Source organism: Paenibacillus antarcticus, assembly GCF_001637225.1.
GTDB lineage: Bacteria > Bacillota > Bacilli > Paenibacillales > Paenibacillaceae > Paenibacillus_AQ > Paenibacillus_AQ antarcticus.
In genome coordinates this window covers 142,035-166,110 of record NZ_LVJI01000015.1, presented here as the reverse complement: position 1 = coordinate 166,110, position 24,076 = coordinate 142,035, and the positions used below count along the sequence as shown (strand labels likewise).

Genomic DNA, 24,076 nt, shown 5'->3' with positions numbered 1-24,076 from the left:
AATGCAAAACAAACGGAGGCTACTAGTGATAAGGTTCTGTTTGTTTTATATTGCATGATCCTCTCTAATTTGGGAAAAGCTATAACAAGAAGTTCATCTCTAGCACGTTATGGAGATGGGCTTCTTCGCGATTAGAGAGGGAGGTAGTTATGGATAACAGCAAGCCATGTATTGTACAACATGATCGGATGGTGTTACTCGAATGTGGCCATTGCGCATTTGAGGAGGCACGTGAACAGCTTTCCTTTTACGCAGAGTTAGTGAAGAGTCCTTCTTCATTTCATACGTACAGAATTACGCCACTTTCTTTATGGAATGCTGCTGCACTCGGGTGGTCTGCGACAAGGGTTGTGGATAGTCTTCACTCGATGTCACGCTGGGATGTTCCATTAGGATTGATACAGGATATTCGTGATCTGGTCAGTCGATATGGAAAGCTGACGCTTGAAGTAGATCCCAATGTCCCTTATCAACTCATTCTGAAAAGTGCAGATACCCAACTAATGGATGAAGTCATTCAGAGGGTTGGAATGCTCTTGCTTGGTATGCGAAGAATATCTATGACTGAAATGGCTTTTCATGGCGCACGTCGTGGATGGATGAAACAAGAGTTAACAAGGCTAGGTTATCCGGTTATCGATCTGGCTGGTTACGATGATGGTCAACGATTATCTTTTTCATGGAAAGAAGCGGGGGCTAAAGAATCGTTTCAATTGCGAGATTATCAGAAGGATGCGGTCAAAGCATTTGAAGGCTTACCTGGTAGTGGAGGCAGTGGAGTAGTTGTACTTCCATGTGGTGGTGGGAAGACTGTGATCGGAATGGCTGTTATGGAAAGATTACAATGTGAGACATTAATCTTAACGTCCAACACCACGTCTGTTCGACAATGGATGGATGAAATAGCATTAAAGACGACGCTTGTCGCATCTGAAATTGGTGAATATTCCGGACAGAGAAAAGAAGTTAAGCCTGTCACGGTAGCGACATATCAAATTCTTACACACCGTCGGACGAAAGATAGTGAATTTGAACATATGAAACTTTTTAATGAACGGCAATGGGGTCTTATTATATATGATGAGGTTCATCTTTTACCTGCACCCGTATTTCGTGCGACGGCAGAGATTCAGGCTACACGTCGGTTAGGCTTAACAGCGACATTGGTTCGTGAGGATGGTTGCGAACAAGATGTCTTCTCATTAGTTGGGCCAAAACGTTATGATATGCCTTGGAGACAACTGGAATTAAAGGGTTGGATTGCAAAGGTTGACTGTGTCGAGATTAGAGTACCTATGAGTATTGATCTTAAGGATAAGTATCACTGTGCCGAAGGTAAACATAAATTTAGGATTGCTGCAGAGAACCCAGCCAAATTAACGGTTATTAGCCGTATTTTACAACAACATCCGCAGTCGTGTGTTCTTGTGATCGGGCAATATTTAGATCAGCTTGAATGGATTTCAGCATCTATTGGGGCACCATTGATTAGCGGGAAAATGTCACAGCAAGAGCGAAATGGTTTATATGATTCTTTTAGAAGAGGTGAGGTTCGAATTCTTGTCGTCTCTAAGGTCGCTAACTTCGCCGTAGACCTACCTGATGCATCTGTGGCTATAGAAGTGTCAGGAAGCTTTGGGTCGCGTCAAGAAGAGGCTCAGAGGCTTGGAAGAATATTACGTCCCAAGTCGGCAGATAATAGAGCCTATTTCTATACATTAGTGACTAAAGATAGTAAAGAGGAAGATTTTGCGATCCAACGGCAGATGTTTCTTATTGAACAAGGATATGAATATGCGATTCAGGTTCAACCAGATCCTGATATGTTAACGTCAATAAATATGAAAGATAGATATATAAAGGGAGGGCATATCCTCCAATGAACAGAGATCAACCCAATATTAAAAAGGTCGCTGATATTTCATCATTAAGTGCTTGCGAGCAAAAGATATTGAGAAGAATATATGCGTGTTTTGCAGGTCAGTCATTTAATGATGCTAACTTTATGAGGTTGCGATTAAATGGATGTAGTGGGGCGGAACACCTTCTTTCTTTCCTAGTCCTTAGGAAAAAGGGATATATACATGTCCAAAAACGTTCTTGGGGGGAGCAGTTGTATTACATTCCAATAGATCAGTTACAGCCACTTCACCATATGCTATACACACATAATTTAATAGAAGTGAAAGAAGAAGTGCAAATCATGAATGAGGCTAAACCGGGGCTCGTCCTGGACCTATTTCATACGATAGTATTTGTTGCAATAGATCAACTACCACTTACAACAAAAGGGATAGTACATAAAAAAAGTATTCAAAAGTTAATAGAGAGATTAAATCTTAAAGAAGAGGATTTGAATGAGCTTCCATTACAAATAACTGACGCTGAACATGTTCCTTTACAAGTCGCGATTATCTTAGATTTACTTTACTATTTAAAACTGGTCACGAAGGAACCCAAGCAGATTGTTGTACAAGAGAAATCGTTGAATATGTGGCTAAACATGAATACGGAACAAATGACAAGTGTCATTGTTGAAATAATAATCGAGAGATACGGGGCGTATCATCCTGAAATGCAGCATTGGTGCTGTTTAATCCGTCAACCTGTATTTCTCTCAGGTCAGTGGGTTGAGGTAGAGCGGCTGTTAGATTGGATGATTCAGGAACAGATGGTAAATAGCTCTCAGCGTGATGAGATGAGGATACGTGCTAAAGCTTGGTTGCGTGCTCTCGCTGGTTTCGGTTGGGTGGATGTTGGGATGGTGTCAGGCGATCGTATTTGCTTCCGTTGGAGTATTTCAGCTGATATAGTGTTGAATGTGTTTCATGATGATAGATGGGATTTCTCAACATCGGATGATGCTATTACGAGTAGATACTATGTACAACCTGATTTTGACATTATTGTATTGCCGGATGTTCCCTATGTATTACGTTGGAAATTAATGATGTTCACCGATATAGGTAAGAGTGACCGCATGTCCATATACAGACTTACGAAGGAAAGTATTACGCGAGCTGTAAAAAGAGGTGTGAGGATTGATGAAATCTTGAATTTCATGGCTGAATATTCAGAGACAGGCGTGCCGGAACATATTTCATTGACACTTAGGCAATGGGATAAAGATACGAATCATTCAGAGATAATCTCGTCTTCATCGGGAATAGAAACACGGATGGATTATTTCTCAGAACAACAAGTGAAAGAAACATGGGATGTCAGAAAAAACTTTATTAAGGAGATTGCTCCTGTTCATTTAGTTCATATTGAAAATGATATGCCTTTACCCGAATCATTCTTTCCGGGAATTGAGCAAATTCCGATGATGTGGACCAGAGAATTTAGAAGCTACCACTTCTCTACGGGACTTCAAATGATGGAACAAGCACTCTTGTGGAAGACAAAGGTAAAGGTATCTCTTGGTGCTCAAGAAGTGGATTTTATTCCGTTACATGTAACTCATAATCCTTATGTGATTTCAGGAGAAGTGTATAACCCTGTGATGATGCAATATGAACGAATTCAACTGTCACCAAGTGATTGGAAGGAACTGAGGTTGATTGTGCCTAATTTCACCTAATAAAACCAAGTGACACGATATGGAAAACGCTTCATAAGATGTGATTGATATGATATGATGGAATAGTCTACGAAAGATAAGTAGAACTTTTTATAGAGTAGAGGGTGAAGTTCATGAGCGTATCAGAATTACAAACAGTCGACATGGCGCAAGTGTTGATGTACGCATATGAATTAGGCGATTTGATTAATCAGTCTGTCGATGTGTCAGATTATCTATATTGGAAGCGGCAAGTTGATGCTCACGAGGGCATTCAGTCTTTGGTTAAGCAGTTAGAAGCTAAGAAAGAATTATTTGATGAAACACAACGTTTTGGGCATTTCCATCCTGATTATCATGCAGCTAAAGATGCTGTGAGTGCGGTGGAATTGGAACTTGAAATGTATGAGGAAGTTCGGAACTTCCAAAGAGCAGAGAAGAGACTTGATGATATGCTACATCAGATGTCGGAGACCATTGCTTTCTCGGTATCGGATACCATCAAAGTTCCTAGTAATGACCCTCAGCCTAAGGGTTGTAGTAGCGGTGGTGCATGTGGCTGTGGTTAGGTAAGAAGTTGTAGAAAGAGAGGTGGAAAGAAGATGTTTGCGGAACGAACAGGTTATATTATATGGGTAAATGATTTAAAAGCGGCCCGGAATCTGGAGAAATACGGAACGGTTCATTATATATCCAAAAAAATGCACTATGTAGCGATGTATGTAAATGCTGACCGTGCTGAAGAAGTATCTAAGAACATTCGTCGGCTTTCCTATGTACGTAAGATTGAACGTTCATATCGTAATGAAATCCAGACGGAGTATAGCAGTGATATCCCGGATAAAACGAGCTATTACGGTCTTTAAAGTCATTAAATAAGCGAGTCTATCATATTATTTCTATCTATAAAGATATACGGCCCCTGTAGAGGGCCGTTTTTTTGTATGGATATAAGAATGTATAAGTTTTTATTTGATACGTACTTTTTATAACTCCATAGAGACGGATACCCACTCTAATGGTCGGCATAGTTGTTTTTTCTGAATGGTAGCTTGCTTGTGATTCAAAGGTATATAATGTAATATAGTAACTAGGTATATATACATAATTAACTAGATATAAAGACCTATACGGTGGAGAGTGATACCGCATGCGCGACAAGGAAATGGAACGTTTCAGCACGTATGAACCATTTTATGTGGTTCTTGGTGATAAACGGATAGCCGACATCGTCATCACTAGCCATGCGAGAATTCGATATATGGATCGAGTTCAAGATGGAGAGGATGATATCAATAAGATTGCAGCATGGATGTGGGAATGCTTAAAGCAGCACAGGATAACACCTTATTATCGCAATGAACAAGATGTATATTTGATTGATGAAGATATTGTTGTTGTAGCTGAATTTAACAAGCTAGAAAGAGAAGTTGACCTTATAGGGAATGCGCTACATAAGATGATCATTGTCACGTACTTAGGGAAAATGTCAGAGACGATTGAATTAAGAGATTTGAAATCATATTACTCTTGGTTAAGACATAGTCGTAGAATGACATTGGTCAAGAACACCCGTAAAAGAAAATGAAGTAGGATATATATAGATTGTGTTTTACCTAATATGCGACATGCAGCCTGTGAACTGCATGTTTTTTTTGTGTGATTCTGGATGTTTACGTTACAATAGTATCACGAAGAAGGGGGCGGCAAACTATGAATTTTCATCAGCTTCATATATTCCATACCGTTGCTGAACGTGGGAGCTTTTCCTCAGCGGCACAAGTGCTTCATATGACGCAACCTGCTGTAACGATGCAGGTGCAAGCGCTAGAAGATTATTTCGGGACAAAATTACTAATTCGATCCACCAAAAAAATTGAATTATCTGAATCCGGGAAGACCCTTTTTCCTTATGCTCAAAAGAGCATTGATATAGCAAGAGAGGCAGATGTGGCGATGTCGTCATTTGCTCATAAGTTAGAGGGAAGACTACAGCTTGGGGCGAGCTTAACGATTGGTGAATATGCGCTTCCGAGGTTACTTGGGCCTTTCGGGCAGCAATATCCTCAAATTAATATCATGATGAAAGTGATGAATACGACTCAAATAATAGAGGAAATTTGTAAGCACCAGCTTAATTTTGGACTTATTGAAGCACCGATCCAGCACCCGGACATGGTTATTGATCCTGTCATGCAAGATGAGTTGAAACTTATCGTTCCGACTGCGCATCCGTTGGCTGAGAAGGATGAAGTAAACCTAGAAGAGGTGCTACATTATCCGTTTGTGTTACGTGAACAGGGATCTGGAACGCGTCAAGTCATGGAAGATCAATTGGTCCTGCAAGGATATAATCCTGGTGATATTAAGGCGGTGATGGAGCTTGGGAGTACAGGAGCCGTGAAGTCAGCTGTTGAAGCGGGTCTTGGGATTACGATGTTGTCCCCATCATCAGTGAAACATGAAACAGCATTAGGGCTGGTTAAGATTATTGATATCAGAGATGTAGAGTTCAAAAGGAAGTTCTATGCGATACATCTGAAATCAACGCTACTACCCATTTCAGCTGTTACATTCCTTTCTTTCTTACGGCAACAAAAATAATAATTGAATTCCTATTTGCAGATCATGATTATGAAGGAGAAGGTGAGACGATGAACCAACAGCACAAACGATGTGATCTTCATACGCATACCCAAGCTTCGGATGGTATGCAAGCACCAAAGGTAAATGTTCAGCTGGCAAAAGAAAGAGGGCTCTCGGCTTTAAGTATAACTGATCATGATACGGTGGCCGGCGTGGAAGAGGCTATGGTTGCGGGTGAACAATACGGGATTGTTGTTGTGCCAGGTGTTGAGATTAGTACCCGTGCTAGCGGTAAAGATATTCATATACTAGGTTATTATGTGGACTATAAGGATGCTAAGTTCCGATTGAGGCTTGGGAAGCTGCGTGAGACTCGGCAGTTACGCAACGGGAAAATCATAGCTAAACTTCAGGAATTAGATATAGACATCACCTTAGATGATGTGGTTATAGGTTTAGGTCGTCCGTTATTGCCTGATGAGAGCATTGGTCGACCGCATATAGCGGATGTGCTAGTTGAGAAAGGATATGCTTCAGATATGCGTGATGCGTTCGATCGTTATTTAGCAGAAGGAGCGCGAGCGTTCATATCGGAGACACGTATCTCGCCAGAAGATGCCTGTCGTTGGATTAGGGAAGCGGGAGGGGCACCGGTCATTGCCCATCCAGGATTGTATAAAGATGATGTACTTGTTCGAGAGATTATTGAGACTGCTAATCCTGCTGGAATTGAAGTCTATCATTCAGACCATGGACAAGAGGAAGAAGCCCGCTATCTTGCTATGGCAGAGGAATACGATCTGATCGTGACAGGTGGATCCGACTTCCATGGTGTAAGGCAAGGTGTGGTATTTCATGGCGATATTGGAAGCGTAACGGTTCCAATAAATGTATTGGAACAATTGAACAGGATTTAATGAAAATGAGCTAACCTTGCTTCTACTAAACTAAATGTATGTTCGGTTTGGGCAAGTATATAAGCAAAAAAGCCACTCGAGAACAATGGAGTGGCTTTTTTGCTTATATGACAGCTTCGTCCCAAAAAAATGTGGACAAGAGCGATCGGAATTTAAATTGTTTTAATTCTTAATGATGCTTGCCAATGCTTTAATTCGTCGCTCATCCGGTGTGACGAACAATGTCTTTTGATGATCATAAATCACAAAACCAGGTTTTGATCCACTTGGTTTACGTACATGCCGGATTAATGTCGTGTCGACAGGCACACTACTAGATTCTTTGGCTTGGCTGAAATAAGCAGCAAGCTGTGCTGCCTCCTCTAGAGTGGCTTCTCCGAATTCTTCGCTGCGAATAACAACGTGTGATCCAGGGATATCTTTGGTGTGCAACCAAGTGTCATTTGGGCTAGCCAAACGGTTAGTGACATATTCATTTTGTAGATTATTTTTACCAACATAGATATCGATGCCTTCAGAAGATGTAAACACATGTAGCGTAGGACGATCGGTCTTTTTCTTGACCTTCTTCTTATTTGTTTTCTTACTTCGATCTCGCAAGTATTGTTGTTGGATCAATTCTTCACGGATTTCCTCGATATCATTCATTGAAGCATACGCAAGTTGTTGTAATAACTCTTCCATATATCGAATCTCTTCGCGGGTCTTATGCAACTGTTCATCGATGACGACAAGACTATTTTTGTATTTATTATATTTCTTGAAATAGCGTTGAGCGTTATCAGTAGGGCTGAGTAGAGGATCAAGCGGAATTTCAATTGTCGATTGTTCTTCATCATAGAAATTAACCAACTGAGCGGTGGAGTCCCCTTTATTGATCATATACAGGGAGGCGAAGATAAGCTCACCCCAGATGCGATATTGATCGGCGTCTCCTGCTTCGATTAAATCCGCATTTAGATGATCGAGCTTTTTAATATTCTTAGTCCGTTCATTATTAAGAAAACGAAGTAGATCACTTACCTTCTGCTTCACAGTATCTCGTTCTGCCTTATCTCCGTAATACTCCTCCATACATTCACTGATGGAATGGTATGTGGTTACGTCGCTATCGAGCATTGTAAGGGGAATGGCGGAGAATACGAGTTTTCCTTTGGCGTTTGCTCCAATAACGGGATTATACTCGTGACGTCTCACGGCATCCATAACTTGGGAAAAGGCTTGCCAAAGTATAGTTGCATCGGTTCCTGATTCTTGGTCTACACCAGCTGCCTCTTGACGCGCACGAAATACGATTTCTTGTGCAATTAATGGACTTAGACCACTGAATGAGTCGACAATCCAAGAAATAGGCTCTTGATCCGTCTCTTTGTCTTTGTATGACTCCGTGAATGTAGCTTGATCAATTTCAAGTGGATTCAGCTTATTCTGTTCTGGAGGTTCTGTATAAGCGACACCAGGCATGACTATGCGAAAGCTACTGATCGCAGGCGTGACATGATGGATCCCATCTAAGATGGTACCGGTTGAAGCATCCATGAGAATGATGTTGCTGTGTCGGCCCATGAGTTCAATAATAATCTTCTTTAATGACACATCTCCAAGTTCGTCACGTTGGCGAATAGAGATATGTATAACGCGTTCCATCCCTACTTGCTGGATATCTTCTATCGTGCCGCTCTCACAGTGTTTCCGCATAAGCATACAGAACATAGGCGCTTCTTGTGGGTTCAGAAAGCTACTCGATGTAATTTGTACGCGTGGATAAGTCGGATTGACTGAGAGTAATAACTTAGAATTCCCTTGTCTAGAACGCAGAGTGAAAAGAATATCTCGGCTGTTCGGTTGATATATTTTGTTAATGCGAGCACCAATATATACTTGTAGCTCTTGTACAATCGCCCGTGTGACAATACCGTCTAATGCCATAATCTATATCTCCCATCTATCATGTTTCAGCATGATTCCATCATTTAAGTTTTGTTTATAGTGGTTCATTAAATCTTACTTTCTCTATGATGCCATAGTTTGGACAAAAACTTAAGAGGAGACCCTGTGATATTTTAGGTCCTGTCCGAATATTATTACCTTATACCAGGTGGAAAAGCTGTTACGCCGCTAAAAACTGCAGATAGACCGGGAGGGAACGTAAAAGCATGGAATTAAAAAAATGGCATCAGATGGATGCGGAAGAACTACAGCATGTCATGGGTGTTCAGCCGCAGCAAGGCCTCACGGAAGAGGAAGCGGAAGAGTCAAGGAAGAAGCATGGTTTGAATGAGTTAACCGAAGGGAAACGAATCTCCCCCATTATTCTTTTTTTGAATCAATTTAAAGATTTTATGGTCGTTGTATTAATGGGGGCAACGCTATTATCTGGATTACTAGGTGAGTATTTAGACGCGGTTACGATCATTGCTATCATTCTCTTAAATGGCGTTTTGGGATTTATTCAGGAGTTTCGAGCAGAACGTTCACTTCGCGCACTCAAACAGTTATCTGCGCCAAGCGCAAAAGTATTGCGAGGAGGCAAATTAGACGTTATCTCAACTCGCTTACTTGTGCCTGGTGATGTGGTTGTCATGGAAAGTGGTGATCGGGTCCCAGCCGATGTGCGTTGGATTGAGACGAGCAGCTGTAGTATTGAAGAATCTGCACTGACAGGTGAATCTTTACCAGTTACGAAGCATTGTCAAATCATAAGTGAAGAGGATGTGCCACTCGGAGATCAGAAGAATATCGGGTTCATGGGTACAATGATGACCAGAGGTACAGCCAAAGGAATCGTTGTGCGGACTGGTATGAACACCGAAATGGGTAAAATCGCTGATTTGATCCAAAATACTGAATCCATGGAAACGCCTCTACAACATCGATTAGAGCAACTTGGTAAAATTCTAATTATTCTCTCATTGGCCTTGACCATTATGGTCGTTGCTGCAGGTATTCTACACGGACAGCCTGCCATGAGTATGTTGCTAGCAGGCGTTAGTTTAGCCGTTGCTGCCATTCCTGAAGGGTTACCGGCTATTGTGACTGTAGCATTGGCACTTGGTGTGCAGCGGATGATTAAGCGTAAAGCGATCGTTCGTAAGCTACCGTCGGTGGAGACACTTGGCTGTGCATCTGTGATCTGCTCGGATAAGACGGGAACATTAACTCAGAATAAGATGACGGTTACGTCTATCTGGGTTGGTGGTAGATCATTGGAAGTTACAGGGGATGGTTACGCTCCGATAGGACAGATACTAGAAGGGAAACGTCCTGTTGACCTTAAGAATGACCAAAGTTTACGCCGTTTACTTCAGATTAGTGCATTGTGTAACAACTCTGTGATTGTAGAGAATGTAACGGATGAGACACGTGGGAAGAAAAAGATAAAAGAGGAGAATGGGACGACTTCTACATGGGATTTGAAGGGAGATCCAACCGAAGGTGCGCTAGTGGCTCTTTCATCCAAAATGGGAATGTCACCGCATTCGCTTGGTAGCGTATATCAACGGGAGCAAGAATTCCCCTTTGACTCGGAACGTAAGCTCATGTCTGTTATTGTGACGCATCAGGGAGGAAGACTCTTATACACCAAAGGAGCACCAGATGTACTTCTGAATCAATGTTCTCATATTCTGTGGGGAGGAAATGTTATTCCGTTCACAGGTATGATGCGTAAGCAGGTATTAAATGCTAATGAAGAAATGGCTTCTGGTGCATTACGGGTTCTCGGTACAGCGTTTCGGGAATTACGTCCGCAAGAAAGGGTGTCCAGTGAGTCGGAAGCGGAATCACAATTGGTCTTTGTAGGACTTGCTGGAATGATAGATCCGCCCCGACGCGAAGTGAAAGACGCAATCACCACGTGTCGTCGTGCAGGAATTAAGACCGTTATGATTACAGGAGACCATGGAACGACAGCGGAAGCGATTGCTCATCAACTTGGCATTCTGCCTAGGGGAGGGCTAGCTCTATCTGGACAGGAGTTATCACGACTTAGTGATGATCAACTTGATGCTAAGGTCGATCAAATCTATGTTTATGCTCGCGTATCTCCAGAACATAAACTTCGTATCGTCAAATCGTTACAGCGCAAAGGGCATGTGGTTGCCATGACGGGCGATGGCGTGAATGATGCGCCTGCCATCAAGGCAGCGGATATCGGTATCGCGATGGGTATCACAGGAACAGATGTAACGAAGGAAGCTTCTTCTTTAATTCTTAGTGATGACAATTTCTCTACGATTGTATCTGCGATTGAAGAAGGGCGTAACATCTATGAGAATATTCGTAAGTTCATTCGGTACCTGCTCGCTTCGAATGTGGGGGAAATCTTGACGATGTTCTTCGCAATGATGCTTGCACTACCACTGCCATTGCTACCCATTCAGATATTATGGGTTAATCTCGTTACAGATGGGTTACCAGCGATGGCATTAGGCGTTGATCAACCAGAGAAAGACCTGATGGAGCACAAACCACGAGGTGCTAAAGAAAACATATTTGCTCGTCGTCTGGGTTGGAAAATTATTAGCCGCGGTTTTCTAATCGGAATTTGTACGCTGGCTGCCTTTTGGCTCACTTTACGTGTCGCTCCAGATCAACCTGGTCAGCTCTTGAAAGCACAGTCCGTCGCATTTGCTACACTAGTTATGGCGCAGTTGTTCCATGTGTTCGATTGCCGTAGTTCACGTTCTGTATTCCACCGCAATCCATTTCAGAATAAATATTTGGTTCTGGCTGTTCTCTCTTCCGTTCTTCTTATGTTGGGTGTGTTCTATATTGAACCCCTTCAACCTATATTCAAGACCGTTCCACTCGGATTACGTGAATGGGCCCTTACGATTGTCGCAGCTGGCATTCCTACGTTCTTGATGGGGGCAGGTAGTGTCTGGGGAGGAAGAAAGAAAAGAACGGGTGGAAATCAACGAATCGTGGCAAAAAGTACAAAGATTTCAGCATAAAATCAATAGATTCTAGCGAGGGCGGTACGGTATGCTATTTTACAGTAGATGTAGATGCTGTAGAGGAGCGAGATGCAAATGGAATTTACAAAAATGCACGGATTAGGTAATGACTTTATTGTTGTATACGGGGAACAGGAACTACCTCATAATGCTTCGGAGCTAGCTGTTAATTTATGTCATAGATTCTTTGGTATTGGTGCTGACGGACTTGTCTATATACTGCCTTCAGATGTTGCGGATTTCCGGATGCGAATTATCAATTCAGATGGTTCAGAGGCGGAACAGTGTGGAAATGCCATTCGATGTGTAGCGAAGTATGTGTATGATCATGGTTATGTTACGAAGGATCAGATCACGATCGAGACCTTAGGAGCGGGTGCACAACATGTACAGCTTAAAGTGAAGGATGGCAATGTGGATAAAGTTACCGTTGATATGGGAGAGCCAGTATTAGATGGTGTTCAAATACCCACGACGCTTAAAGCTAATCCAATCGTGAATTATCCACTCGAGGTGGAAGGGCAAGAGTTTCATTTCACGGCCGTATCTATGGGTAACCCTCACTGTGTGATTTATGTTGAAGACGCTGCCTCAATTGATTTGGGTAAGTGGGGGCCACCGCTTGAGGTGCATCCGTTCTTTCCTAAAAAAGTGAACGTGGAATTTGCAACAGTTCAAGACCGGAATCATGTGGATATGCGGGTGTGGGAACGTGGTGCGGGTCCTACATTAGCTTGTGGAACGGGTGCATGTGCCACTCTTGTCTCCTCTGTGCTGAATGGAAAGACAGATCGCTCAGCCTGGATAAGTCTTAAGGGTGGTGATCTGTTCATCGAATGGAATGAAGATGATAACCATGTGTATATGACAGGGCCGGCATCCGTTGTGTATACAGGAAAAATAGAAGTGTAAGTGACTAGATTCAATCCTAATACGGTTAACCTTAGCTTGTAGCCTAAGTATCGAAAGATATAGGCTACAAGCTTTTCTCTTTTAATCTCCTAAATCCTAGAATTATTTTTCATATAGAATGCTTATCTTTAATAGGGATCTATGATACATTTATACGAAACTATTATCTGGGTTGGAGGACGGCAATCATGAAACCGGATTTGCGGAAAGCTTGGGAGAACAACGTGTTAATCGGAGACGGGGCGATGGGTACATTTTTGTATCAAATGGGCTTCCCCGTGGGAATTTCTTATGAAGAATTAAACTTAACTGCACCTGAAGTCATTAAGGATGTTCATCGTCGATATGTGGAGGTAGGGGCACAGGTATTGGAGTCAAATACCTTCTCTGCTAATTTTGATAAATTGTCTAAGTACGGACTAGAATCCAAGGTAGAAGAAATTAATCGCGCTGGTGTGAGAATCGCTAGGGATGCAGCCGGTCCTGACGGATATGTGCTTGGTGCTGTGGGTTCGATACGTGGAGGGAAGCGCACGAATGTATCTACGAAGAAGCTTAAACTATATTTTGAACAACAAATTACGGCACTTCTTGCAGAAGGCGTAGACGGTATCTTATTAGAATCATTCTACGATGTTGAAGAGTTGAGTATTGCGTTATCACGAGTACGTAAACTCAGTGATTTACCTGTCGTATGCCAATTTGCTGTCGAAGATGTGGCGCGAACACTAGATGGATATACGATGACTGAAGCATTACATATTTTACAGCAAGAAGGCGCTGATGTGATTGGCTTTAATTGCCGTACGGGTCCCAATGGGATGATGCGGGCTGTTGAAAGTCTTGGGAATCAATTAAGTGTACCGGTATCTGTATTCCCAAATGCCGGGGTAGCAGACTATGTGGATGGAGAAGTTCGATATACGGCAACGCCTGAGTATTTTGGGACCATGGCTTTGCGATTTGCCGATTTGGGTGTGAGAATTATTGGGGGATGCTGCGGAACAACACCTGAACATATTAAAGAGATATCCAAGGCACTCACGGGTTATGTACCTAGTCCTATTGATAAAAATATCGTGTTAACGATACCTACGCCACGTGTAGTACATGAACTTACGATTGATGATGCTGAAGATCGTGAGCCTACGATTGTTGATCTTGTTAAACAGCGGCATACGGTCATTGTTGAACTAGATCCTCCACGTGACTTAGATATTAAGAAATTTATGCTTGGGGCTGAATCGCTTAAGAAAGCGGGTTGTGATGCATTGACACTAGCGGATAACTCACTTGCAGTAACCCGAATGAGCAACATGGCCTTAGGTTATCTAATACAAGATCAGACAGGTATGCGTCCCTTGATTCATATCGCTTGTAGGGACCGTAATTTGATTGGTACGCAGTCTCATTTAATGGGATTTGATGCTCTTGGTATCGATCATGTTCTTGCGGTGACAGGAGACCCTGCCAAGTTTGGAGATTTGCCGGGGTCAAGTTCTGTATATGACCTAACTTCCTTTGAGATTATACGAATGATCAAACAACTTAATGATGGCATAGCTTTCTCTGGCAAACCATTGAAACAGAAAGCGAACTTTGTTGTGGGGGCCGCATTTAATCCTAATGTTAAACATCTTGATAAAGCTGTACAGCGTTTAGAAAAGAAGATTGCTGCTGGTGCAGACTATATCATGACGCAACCTGTGTATGATCCCAAATTAATCGGTGCTATCAAGGAAGCTACAGCGCATTTGGATACGCCAATCTTTCTTGGCATTATGCCGTTAGCTAGTGGTCGTAATGCTGAATATTTACACAATGAAGTTCCAGGTATTCAATTGTCTGAAGAAGTTCGTGCACGTATGGTTGGTCTTGAAGGGGAAGAAGGAAGAGCGATGGGTGTTACCATTGCAAAAGAATTGATTGATGAGGCGATGAAACACTTTAATGGAATCTACATTATGACGCCATTTATGTTTTATGGGATGAGTGTTGAATTGACGGAGTATGTCTGGAAGAGGTCAGGTCGCGAAGTAACCCCCTTGTTTCGTTCATAATTATCAATTACAATAGAATAATGGATGTGGTGCCGATGTCATTCAGTATGACCGGATACGGTCAATCTGCCCTGCAATATGGGGGGTATAAGGTTGAAATAGAGATCAAATCCGTAAATCATCGTTACTGCGAAGTTGTACTTAGGATGCCTCGGGAATGGACGTGCTTCGAGGATGTTCTGAGAAGAACGGTACAGCAGTACGTGAAGCGCGGACGGGTTGATATTTATATGAATAAAGAGGCGGAATTGGAACATGTGGCATTCGCCACATTAAATCATTCCGCCGTTAAGGCGTATATGCAAGCTGTTGATATCCTTCATGATCAATATGGTCTGGAAGGCAAGTTGACCGTAAGGGATATACTCTCCCTTCCTGATGTCCTGCACTCCCCTGATCATCAACCTAGCGCTGATGAAGCAGACATGGAGGCGTGGGGTGAAGTTCTACAGGAAGGACTTCGGAAGGCACTTGAGAATCTGAAGTCTATGCGTTTCAAGGAAGGGCTCCATTTAGCTCAGGATGTTGAACAGCGATTACATCGTTTGCAAGTTCTACATGATGAGATGGTGGCCCTTGCGCCACATGTGGTGGAGGAACATCGCATGAGGCTGAGACAAAGGCTTACGGAATTACAAGACTATTCACTTAGTCTGGATGACCATAAGTTATCAATGGAGATAGCTCTTTTTGCGGATCGGTCCAACATTGACGAAGAATTAATTCGAATGCAAAGTCATTTGAAACAATGTAAGGATTTATTTCTTTCGGGTGAGTCAATCGGGCGTAAATTGGATTTCCTCATTCAGGAAATGAATAGGGAAATCAATACAATTGGGTCGAAAGCTAACTATTTGCCACTGGTTAACCGTGTTGTTGAAATGAAAGCAGAACTAGAGAAAATTCGAGAACAAGCAGCTAACATTGAATAAGCATCATGCATTTCTGGGCAGCATTGTGTCAAATGTATAGGGGGAAGAACTGAGATATGGCAATCAAACTCATTAATATCGGCTTCGGGAACATCGTATCAGCTAACCGTATTATTTCAATCGTTAGCCCGGAATCTGCGCCCATTAAACGGATTATCCAGGAAGCGAGAGACCGGCATATGCTGATCGATGCAACCTACGGACGCCGGACGAGAGCTGTCATTATTACTGACAGTGATCATGTCATATTATCAGCGGTACAACCGGAGACGGTTGCTCATCGTCTATCCAGCAAAGATGATGATAATGACGAATAAGATGGAGAGTAATATGTCTAAAGGATTATTAATTGTATTATCCGGCCCGTCAGGGGTTGGTAAAGGAACTGTATGTAATGCGCTTCGAGGTAAGATGGATAATTTGGTATATTCGGTGTCTGCGACGACACGTGTTCCTCGCATTGGTGAAGAGAACGGTGTGAACTATTTCTTCAAGTCCCATGATGAATTCAAATATATGATGGAAAATGAACAACTTCTTGAATATGCTGAATATGTTGGTAACTACTATGGTACACCTCGTGATTTCGTAGAAGATACACTGCAAAGTGGAAAAGATATTATTCTAGAAATTGAAGTACAGGGTGCACTTAAGGTGAAAGAGAAGTTTCCAGAAGGCATATTTATTTTCTTGCTTCCACCATCATTGGATGAGTTGAAAGATCGTATTTGCGGTCGGGGCACGGAGACTCAGGCAACGATTGATCATAGACTCTCAGTTGCGGTTGATGAGATCGGTTTAGTAGGGCATTATGATTATGCTGTGGTAAACGATCAGATTGATCAGGCATGCAAGCGAATAGAATCTATTGTTATTGCCGAACATTGTAAGGTTAGAGGTTAGTAGTAGTTCACAAATGACTACTATTAGTGAACTTCATAATAAAAGAAGAGGTGTCCTATCATGTTATATCCTTCCATTGATGAAATGATGAACAAAGTTGACAGTAAGTATTCGTTGGTTGTAGCTTCTTCCCGTCGTGCAAGACAATTGCGCGAAGGCGGAAAAACAACGCTTAAAGAAGCTAAATCTCATAAGAACGTTGGTATTGCACTTGAAGAAATATATGCTGATCTAATTGTTATTGAACCAGGTACTGGGGAAGAGAACAACAAGTAATTTTGTTTAAGAAGCATAATGATCTAGCGTTTCTGTAATATCCGTATGACGTTTTGTTACCCAACAACCGTAAGGTTGTTGTTTTTTTTCAAAATATAAGGTGAAGTTACACTTGGTACTCTATTTCTTATATTTCCGCGAAGACGGATACCTTCCTTGAAAGAGGTAGCATTGCCGTTGTTTGCTTGAAGAAACGGATGTCTTCCTACAAAAAAAGGAAGGCACAACCGTTTCTTCTTATGTATTCTAGATGAAAGGTGGGAGTATACATGTTGAACGGTAAAAAAATAGTGCTTGGTGTTAGCGGTGGAATTGCAGCCTACAAAGCGGCAACGCTGTGCAGTAGACTTGTGCAAAAGGGTGCAGATGTCCACGTCATCATGACTTCTTCAGCACAACAATTTATTACGGAACTCACATTGCAGTCACTATCTAAAAATCCGGTGTACAGTGATACTTTTGACGAGCGTGAACCTTCGGTCGTTTCCCATATTAACTTGGCAGATCTAGCAGATCTGGTAATTATTGCGCCTGCGACTGCCAACATGATTGCCAAAATGGCGCATGGACTTGCTGATGATATGTTGTCAACGACGTTGTTAGCCACGACAGCACCAATTATGGTGGCACCTGCTATGAATGTGCATATGTATCAGCATCCTGCTGTCATAGAGAATATGAGGATACTTGAGTCGCGTGGTGTATCTTTTATAGAGCCTGGGGAAGGCTTATTGGCCTGTGGTTATGTTGGAAAAGGGCGTATGGAAGAACCGGAGAGTATTGTACAAGTAGTTGAGCAGTATTTTGCTGAAGTCGTTCAAGACAAGCCTAGGCTATTAGAAGGCAAAAAGATCATCGTTACCGCGGGTGGGACAATCGAGCGAATCGATCCGGTTCGTTACATTACGAATGATTCATCGGGTAAAATGGGAATTGCGATTGCTAAGGTAGCTCGTGATATGGGAGCAGAAGTAACACTCGTGGCAGGACATATTGATGTTACGCCTCCGAAAGGTATTCATGTGATTCCTGTTCAGTCTGCTCAAAATATGTATGATGCTATTATGGAATTGTGGGAAGACACGGATGTTCTCATTAAAGCTGCTGCCGTAGCCGATTACCGTCCTCGGAATGCCGTAGATCAGAAGATGAAGAAGTCCGGTGATACCATGACACTTGAATTGGTGAAGACTGTAGATATTTTGGAGCAACTTGGTCAAATGAAGAAGTCTCAGTTCCTGATAGGTTTTGCAGCGGAAACCAATGATGTAGAGACGTACACACGCGAGAAGCTAGTTCGTAAAAACTGTGATTTAATGGTTGCTAATGATGTGTCAACGGAAGGTGCGGGATTCCGCTCAGATACGAATATTGTGCAAATTCACGATAAGAATGGTCTGGTAGAACAATTGCCTATGCTCTCTAAAGAGGAAGTTGCTTACCGTTTACTTACCATTATGGCAGAACGATTATGTGGTGTTCACTCTTGATGCAAATAGCTAAAGTCATCGTCGATGTTCCTGCTAGGGGAACCGATCGTCCGTTCGACTATCTGATTCCGGAGTCGATGAAAGATTGGGTAGAAGTTGGAAGCCGGGTAGGCGTACCTTTTGGACATCGAACCGTTCAAGGATTTGTAATTTCGCTAGATCCACAGTCACAGACGGAAACCTTCAAAATGAAGCCGATTCAAGAAGTGCTAGATATTATTCCGCCGCTCTCCCCGGAACTGATAGAGTTAGCTCAATGGATGAGTCGCGAGTATGCTTGCCGTTTCATTACAGCGCTACAGGTGATGATTCCTACTGCTCTGAAGGGAAAAGCAGAACGTCATATTTCTATCAATCATTCAGATGTACCTGAACATGAGATTAATGAATATCGTGATACGCTCTTTGCGGAAGTGTCATCTGTGAATAAAGAAGAACAGGACATTATTGCGTTCATTGATCAAAAGGGTAGCGTGACGACACAACAACTCAGTAGGGCTTTTCCAGAATGCGCAGTGGCTTTGAAATCCTTGTTAAAGCGAGGGGTTCTGCAAGAGAATCAGTCGATTAAGGACAAGATGCAGAAAAAAACGCTCAAGGGCGTTAATTTAGCAATCAGTAGCGAGGATGCTCAAGAAATTATTGATCAATTCCCAGCCAAAGCTATTCGCCAGAAGGAAGTACTTCAATTTATTGTGGACTCGAAGGACTTTCTCCCAGTTGCTATGAAAACAATCATGTCTGCTCTTCAGGTATCTTCAGGAACGGTGAAGAGTCTAGCTGATAAAGGGTATGTAACGCTTGATGATTATGAAGTGTTGCGAGACCCCTATAAGGGTAGGCATTTCAAACCGACAACGCCACTGACTCTGAACGAAGAACAACGACGCGCTTATGATCAAATCATGTATCCATTGAATTCTTATAAGCATGGTGTGTTTCTTCTTCATGGGGTGACTGGTAGTGGTAAGACTGAAGTCTATTTGCAAAGCATACAACGTTGTTTGGAACAAGACAGACAGGCTATTGTTCTCGTACCTGAGATTTCATTGACACCACAAATGGTGGAACGTTTCAAAGGACGCTTCGGTGATTTGGTTGCTGTTATGCACAGCCGATTATCCGCTGGAGAACGGTATGATGAATGGCGTAAAATCCGTGAAGGTAAGGCTTCGGTTGTGGTAGGAGCTAGGTCTGCGGTGTTTGCTCCTTTTACAAATTTGGGGTTAATCATCATGGATGAAGAACATGAATCCTCTTACAAGCAAGAAGAGAGTCCGAAATATCATGCCAGAAATGTTGCCGTACGTCGTGCGCAAGGCTCTGGGGCTGTGGTGATTCTAGGTTCTGCAACACCTTCTTTGGAGACTTATCATGCTGCTAAATCTCAATCGAATCCGGACTTCTCACCTTGGTTACTTGAAATGCCAACACGTGCATTGGGAAATAAATTACCTGATGTTGAAATTGTTGATATGCGTGAGGAATTGCGTGAAGGCAATCGGTCGATGTTTAGTCGATCTTTGCATGCTGCTATCGTTTCACGATTAGAGAAGAAAGAACAGATGGTACTGTTACTAAATCGCCGTGGATATTCCACTTTTGTGATGTGCCGTGGTTGTGGGTATGTAGCTGGATGTTCAGAATGTGATATTTCACTTACGTTTCATCAGAAGTCGAATAATTTACGTTGCCATTACTGTGGTTATGCGGAACCCGTTCCTCAAGTGTGCCCAGAGTGTGGTAGCGAGCATATTCGGTATTTCGGTACAGGTACTCAGCGTGTGGAAGAAGAGTTAGCGAAGTTGTTTCCCGGTATTCGTGTCATTCGGATGGATGTGGATACGACAACAGAGAAGGGTTCCCATGAAAAGTTACTGAAGCAGTTCGGCGATAGACAAGCGGATGTACTTCTAGGAACTCAAATGGTGGCTAAGGGCTTGGATTTCCCGGATGTTACACTCGTAGGTGTTATTACCGCAGATTCTGCATTAAATTTACCTGATTTCCGTGCTGCTGAGAAAACATTTCAACTGTTAACTCAGGTTGCTGGTCGTGCAGGACGACACCATTTACCGGGCGAGGTACTCATTCAGTCCTATACACCTGAGCACTATTCTATTATACATGCGAGTGGTCACGATTATAGCTCATTTGTAAGAGAAGAGTTCGATCATCGCCGTGTACTTCATTATCCACCCTATTGTCGATTGATTCTTGTGACGATGTCACATGAACAACTGCCGCTACTGTTGAGGATGGCTGAGAATATGGCTTCAACCTTACAAGGAAAGGCCAGACAACGTGGATGGTTCGGCAATCTCGATCGACTAACACCAGATGCACTAGATGTACTTGGACCGGTTGCTTCACCCATTCCTAGGATTAAAAATAGATACAGATTCCAATGTATGATAAAATGGCGTGGGAACATCGATGCGATCGGGCTTGTCTTAGATTCGGCGGCACAGATAGAAGATTCGCTTCACGATAAGAATTTTCAGATTAGCATAGATATTGATCCACAAATGCTAATGTGAGGAACATAAAGTAAGTATGAATCGTATGATTATACATGAGACTTTTGTTAAGGAAGGTGTTAAGACCAATGGCAATTCGAATTATTGTGTTAGAACCTGATGAAGTGCTTCATCAAATCGCTAAAGAGGTAATTAAAATTACACCGAATGTTCAGAAATTATTGAATGATATGGCTGATACGATGTACGACGCAGAAGGTGTAGGTCTTGCAGCCCCTCAAGTTGGTATTCTGAAACGTTTAATTGTAGTGGATGTAGGAGACGAGAATGGTCTGATCAAGATGATCAATCCTGAGTTGGTCTCATCCGAAGGAGAACAGTTCGGTCCTGAAGGATGTCTGAGTATTCCTGGAATCAATGGGGATGTTCGACGTGCAGAGACAGTGACAGTCAAAGGCCTTGACCAAGACGGTAAGGAAATAACGATTACAGGAAGCGGGCTACTAGCGCGTTGCTTCTTGCATGAGATTGATCACTTGAATGGTGTAATCTTTACTGATATTGCTGAGAAGGTGTACGAACAAATTCCAGAACGACTTGGAAAGGAATGACGGCTTCATGAATATCGTATTTATGGGTACACCTGCCTTTGCAGTTCCCAGCTTGCGAATGTTACTTGAAAATGGGTACAATGTTGTCGCAGTTGTGACTCAGCCCGATCGTCCACAGGGACGTAAGCGGGTACTTACTCCGACGCCTGTGAAGGAAGTTGCTCTTGAATACGGATTGCCTGTACTACAGCCACAGCGTATGCGTAGTCCTGAAGCAGTTGCTGAACTCGCAGCTTATAAGCCTGATTTAATTGTAACTGCTGCTTATGGGCAGATCTTGCCCAAAGCAGTATTAGACCTTCCTTTCCGTGGATGTGTTAATATCCACGGTTCTCTGTTGCCCAAGTACAGAGGTGGAGCACCTATACAGCGCTCCATTATAAATGGAGAGACAGTAACGGGTATTACTCTTATGTATATGGCTGAAGGGTTAGATACAGGAGATATGATAGCGCAGGTAGAAATCGCTATTGAGGAAGAAGATACTTCAGGGACGATATTTGAGAAGCTTAGTGAAGTAGGAGCAACATTACTTCAAAGACAACTACCTCATCTTCTCGAAGGAGAAGTGACTAGAATTCCACAGAATGATGACGAAGCAACCTATTCGCCTAACCTTAAGCGTGAAGATGAGCAAATCGATTGGAATCGTAGCGCTCGTGATATATATAATCAGGTTCGAGGATTAGTTCCATTCTCAGGTGCTTTCACAATGTGGGAAGATGAAGTTTTCAAAATATGGGCGGCTACGCCATCTCCAGAAACCTCATCTCATGATTCAATTCTGGCTGGTACCGTTCTTCAGTTAAATGAACGTGGAATAGAAGTGAAGACAGGCGACGGTTCTATTTGGCTTACTAAAGTGCAGCCAAGTGGAAAAAAAGTGCTGGAAGTCGATGCATTCATTCGAGGAACTAGTATGGTTGAAGGAACGGTGCTATCATGAGTAACGATCGTAAGCCGGCCAAAGGGCATAAACTCACAGCTCGTGAGTTGGCGATGGATGTACTGACTCGGGTGGAACAAGAAGGAGCTTATAGCAATCTGCAGTTGAATGCAGGACTACAGAGAGCTTCGCTTATTCGAGAAGACGCTGCATTAGCAACGGAATTAGTATATGGTACAATCGCTCGTCTGAATACGCTCGATTATTTCTTGAGACCTTTTGTTAGTAAAGGGATGGACAAGCTTCAGCCTTGGGTACGAAGTCTATTGCGTATGAGCTTATACCAATTGATGTACTTGGACCGCATCCCACCTCACGCTGTCGTGAATGAAGCGGTTAATATCGCTAAGAGTAGAGGACATCAAGGGATCTCAGGTATGGTCAATGGTGTGTTGCGAAGTGTAATTCGCGGTAAGGATGATTTAATCTTGCCAGAAGGACTTACCCCCCTTGAAAGAATTTCGTTAGAACAGTCGCATCCAAGGTGGTTGGTGAAGCGCTGGATCAAGCAATACGGGGAACAAACAGCAGAGGCTATCTGCGCTTCGAACAATGAACCACCTTCTATTAGTGTGCGTGTTAACACAACGATGATCAGTCGCGAGAAGTTACTTCAAGACATGATAGATCAAGGTATGGAAGTAATTCCGTCTCCCCTAACGTCAGTTGGTATTCTCGTTAGAAGTGGTGGGAATATGGCTTTAACAGACTGGTATCGTGATGGGTTCTTATCCGTTCAAGATGAAAGTTCCATGCTCGTTGGTGAAGCGGTCGGATCGAAGCCTGGTATGCGAATATTAGACTGTTGTGCTGCACCAGGTGGTAAGTCAGTGCATATCGCTGAATTAATGAAAGATGATGGTGTGGTCATTGCTAACGATCAATATCCGCATAAAGAGAAACTTATTCGGGAACAGGCGGAACGTTTGGGTCTTGATTCTATTCAAACGACCGTGGGGGATGCATTGAATTTGGGAGATAAATATGCTGAAGCATCCTTCGACCGCATTTTGTTGGACGCTCCTTGCTCAGGACTTGGCGTGATACGTCGGAAGCCTGATCTGAAATGGACCAAAACGCCCGCAGATATTGAAGAGATCGCGAGCTTACAATATGAAATGTTAGAGAAGATCTCACCATTGTTAAAAGTGGGAGGCATTCTGGTGTATAGCACATGCACGATCGAACCACAGGAGAATGAAGAGATGATCAGTCGTTTCTTGGATAATCATCCGGAATTCGGGCTTCCTGTTGACGAGCCATCATCTTGGTCTGAATTACACAAAATGACTGGATCTCAGGGTCAAGGCATACAAATATTACCTCAACACTTTAGAAGTGACGGGTTTTTCATTGCACGGATGCAACGAATTTCTTAGTATTTGATGGTTTTAGCTTTATTTAAACCCGCTAGCCCCAAGGTTTAGCGGGTTTTCTCTTTTA

At 42.7% G+C, this 24,076-nt stretch carries 20 protein-coding genes; 19 read left to right on the top strand and 1 reads right to left on the bottom strand.

The window, feature by feature from the left end; genetic code table 11:
• Window positions 1–149: 149 nt before the first annotated feature.
• The 7 genes from PBAT_RS10745 (at window position 150) to PBAT_RS10715 (ending at window position 7,065) form a co-directional block, all read left to right on the top strand.
• A complete protein-coding gene (locus PBAT_RS10745) occupies window positions 150–1,883 on the top strand; it encodes a DNA repair helicase XPB (protein WP_068649349.1) in 1,734 nt (577 codons plus the stop codon).
• Window positions 1,880–3,583: a helicase-associated domain-containing protein gene (locus tag PBAT_RS10740; RefSeq protein WP_068649347.1), complete on the top strand. Its 1,704-nt coding sequence runs from the start codon at window positions 1,880–1,882 to the stop codon at window positions 3,581–3,583. Before PBAT_RS10745 ends, PBAT_RS10740 begins: the two co-directional genes overlap by 4 nt.
• A 113-nt stretch (window positions 3,584–3,696) precedes the next feature.
• Complete coding sequence (locus tag PBAT_RS10735) at window positions 3,697–4,131, top strand: YlbF/YmcA family competence regulator (RefSeq protein ID WP_068649346.1); 435 nt, start codon at window positions 3,697–3,699, stop codon at window positions 4,129–4,131.
• Window positions 4,132–4,164: 33 nt separating this feature from the next.
• On the top strand, window positions 4,165–4,428 hold the full coding sequence (locus PBAT_RS10730) for a YlbG family protein (RefSeq protein WP_068589610.1): 264 nt from the start codon (window positions 4,165–4,167) through the stop codon (window positions 4,426–4,428).
• Between the two features lie 284 nt (window positions 4,429–4,712).
• Window positions 4,713–5,150 (top strand): hypothetical protein, encoded by a 438-nt coding sequence (locus PBAT_RS10725; protein WP_068649344.1) that lies wholly within the window; start codon window positions 4,713–4,715, stop codon window positions 5,148–5,150.
• A 125-nt stretch (window positions 5,151–5,275) separates the two neighbouring features.
• Entirely contained in the window at window positions 5,276–6,166 is an 891-nt protein-coding gene (locus PBAT_RS10720; protein ID WP_068649342.1) for a selenium metabolism-associated LysR family transcriptional regulator, read from the top strand.
• Between the two features lie 50 nt (window positions 6,167–6,216).
• Complete coding sequence (locus tag PBAT_RS10715; RefSeq protein WP_068649340.1) at window positions 6,217–7,065, top strand: PHP domain-containing protein; 849 nt, start codon at window positions 6,217–6,219, stop codon at window positions 7,063–7,065.
• A gap of 162 nt (window positions 7,066–7,227) precedes the next feature.
• Here the strand turns inward: PBAT_RS10715 and PBAT_RS10710 are convergent, their stop codons facing one another.
• Window positions 7,228–8,994: an Rqc2 family fibronectin-binding protein gene (locus PBAT_RS10710; RefSeq protein ID WP_068649338.1), complete on the bottom strand. Its 1,767-nt coding sequence runs from the start codon at window positions 8,992–8,994 to the stop codon at window positions 7,228–7,230.
• 227 nt (window positions 8,995–9,221) lie between these two features.
• Here PBAT_RS10710 and PBAT_RS10705 point away from each other — a divergent pair, with 227 nt between their 5' ends.
• The 12 genes from PBAT_RS10705 to rsmB all read left to right on the top strand — a co-directional run bounded on the left by PBAT_RS10705 (window position 9,222) and on the right by rsmB (window position 24,012).
• Entirely contained in the window at window positions 9,222–12,020 is a 2,799-nt protein-coding gene (locus PBAT_RS10705; RefSeq protein WP_068649336.1) for a calcium-translocating P-type ATPase, SERCA-type, read from the top strand.
• 78 nt (window positions 12,021–12,098) lie between these two features.
• On the top strand, window positions 12,099–12,935 hold the full coding sequence (dapF, locus tag PBAT_RS10700) for a diaminopimelate epimerase (RefSeq protein WP_068649333.1): 837 nt from the start codon (window positions 12,099–12,101) through the stop codon (window positions 12,933–12,935).
• Between the two features lie 188 nt (window positions 12,936–13,123).
• Window positions 13,124–14,995: a bifunctional homocysteine S-methyltransferase/methylenetetrahydrofolate reductase gene (locus tag PBAT_RS10695; protein ID WP_068649331.1), complete on the top strand. Its 1,872-nt coding sequence runs from the start codon at window positions 13,124–13,126 to the stop codon at window positions 14,993–14,995.
• Window positions 14,996–15,030: 35 nt separating this feature from the next.
• Window positions 15,031–15,927, top strand: a complete 897-nt coding sequence (locus PBAT_RS10690; RefSeq protein ID WP_068649330.1) for a YicC/YloC family endoribonuclease — start codon at window positions 15,031–15,033, stop codon at window positions 15,925–15,927.
• 56 nt (window positions 15,928–15,983) lie between these two features.
• Complete coding sequence (gene remA / locus PBAT_RS10685) at window positions 15,984–16,244, top strand: extracellular matrix/biofilm regulator RemA (protein WP_006209218.1); 261 nt, start codon at window positions 15,984–15,986, stop codon at window positions 16,242–16,244.
• Window positions 16,245–16,257: 13 nt separating this feature from the next.
• Window positions 16,258–16,830, top strand: coding sequence for a guanylate kinase (gmk, locus tag PBAT_RS10680; protein ID WP_068649632.1), 573 nt, complete (start codon window positions 16,258–16,260; stop codon window positions 16,828–16,830).
• A 60-nt stretch (window positions 16,831–16,890) separates the two neighbouring features.
• Window positions 16,891–17,106 (top strand): DNA-directed RNA polymerase subunit omega, encoded by a 216-nt coding sequence (gene rpoZ, locus PBAT_RS10675; RefSeq protein ID WP_068589634.1) that lies wholly within the window; start codon window positions 16,891–16,893, stop codon window positions 17,104–17,106.
• A gap of 269 nt (window positions 17,107–17,375) precedes the next feature.
• Window positions 17,376–18,596, top strand: a complete 1,221-nt coding sequence (gene coaBC / locus PBAT_RS10670) for a bifunctional phosphopantothenoylcysteine decarboxylase/phosphopantothenate--cysteine ligase CoaBC (RefSeq protein ID WP_068649329.1) — start codon at window positions 17,376–17,378, stop codon at window positions 18,594–18,596.
• Window positions 18,596–21,136, top strand: coding sequence for a primosomal protein N' (gene priA, locus PBAT_RS10665; RefSeq protein WP_068649328.1), 2,541 nt, complete (start codon window positions 18,596–18,598; stop codon window positions 21,134–21,136). Before coaBC ends, priA begins: the two co-directional genes overlap by 1 nt.
• 68 nt (window positions 21,137–21,204) lie before the next feature.
• Entirely contained in the window at window positions 21,205–21,687 is a 483-nt protein-coding gene (gene def / locus PBAT_RS10660) for a peptide deformylase (protein WP_068649327.1), read from the top strand.
• Between the two features lie 7 nt (window positions 21,688–21,694).
• On the top strand, window positions 21,695–22,633 hold the full coding sequence (gene fmt / locus PBAT_RS10655) for a methionyl-tRNA formyltransferase (RefSeq protein WP_068649326.1): 939 nt from the start codon (window positions 21,695–21,697) through the stop codon (window positions 22,631–22,633).
• Window positions 22,630–24,012, top strand: coding sequence for a 16S rRNA (cytosine(967)-C(5))-methyltransferase RsmB (gene rsmB, locus PBAT_RS10650; protein ID WP_084402963.1), 1,383 nt, complete (start codon window positions 22,630–22,632; stop codon window positions 24,010–24,012). Before fmt ends, rsmB begins: the two co-directional genes overlap by 4 nt.
• The last annotated feature ends 64 nt before the right edge of the window (window positions 24,013–24,076 follow it).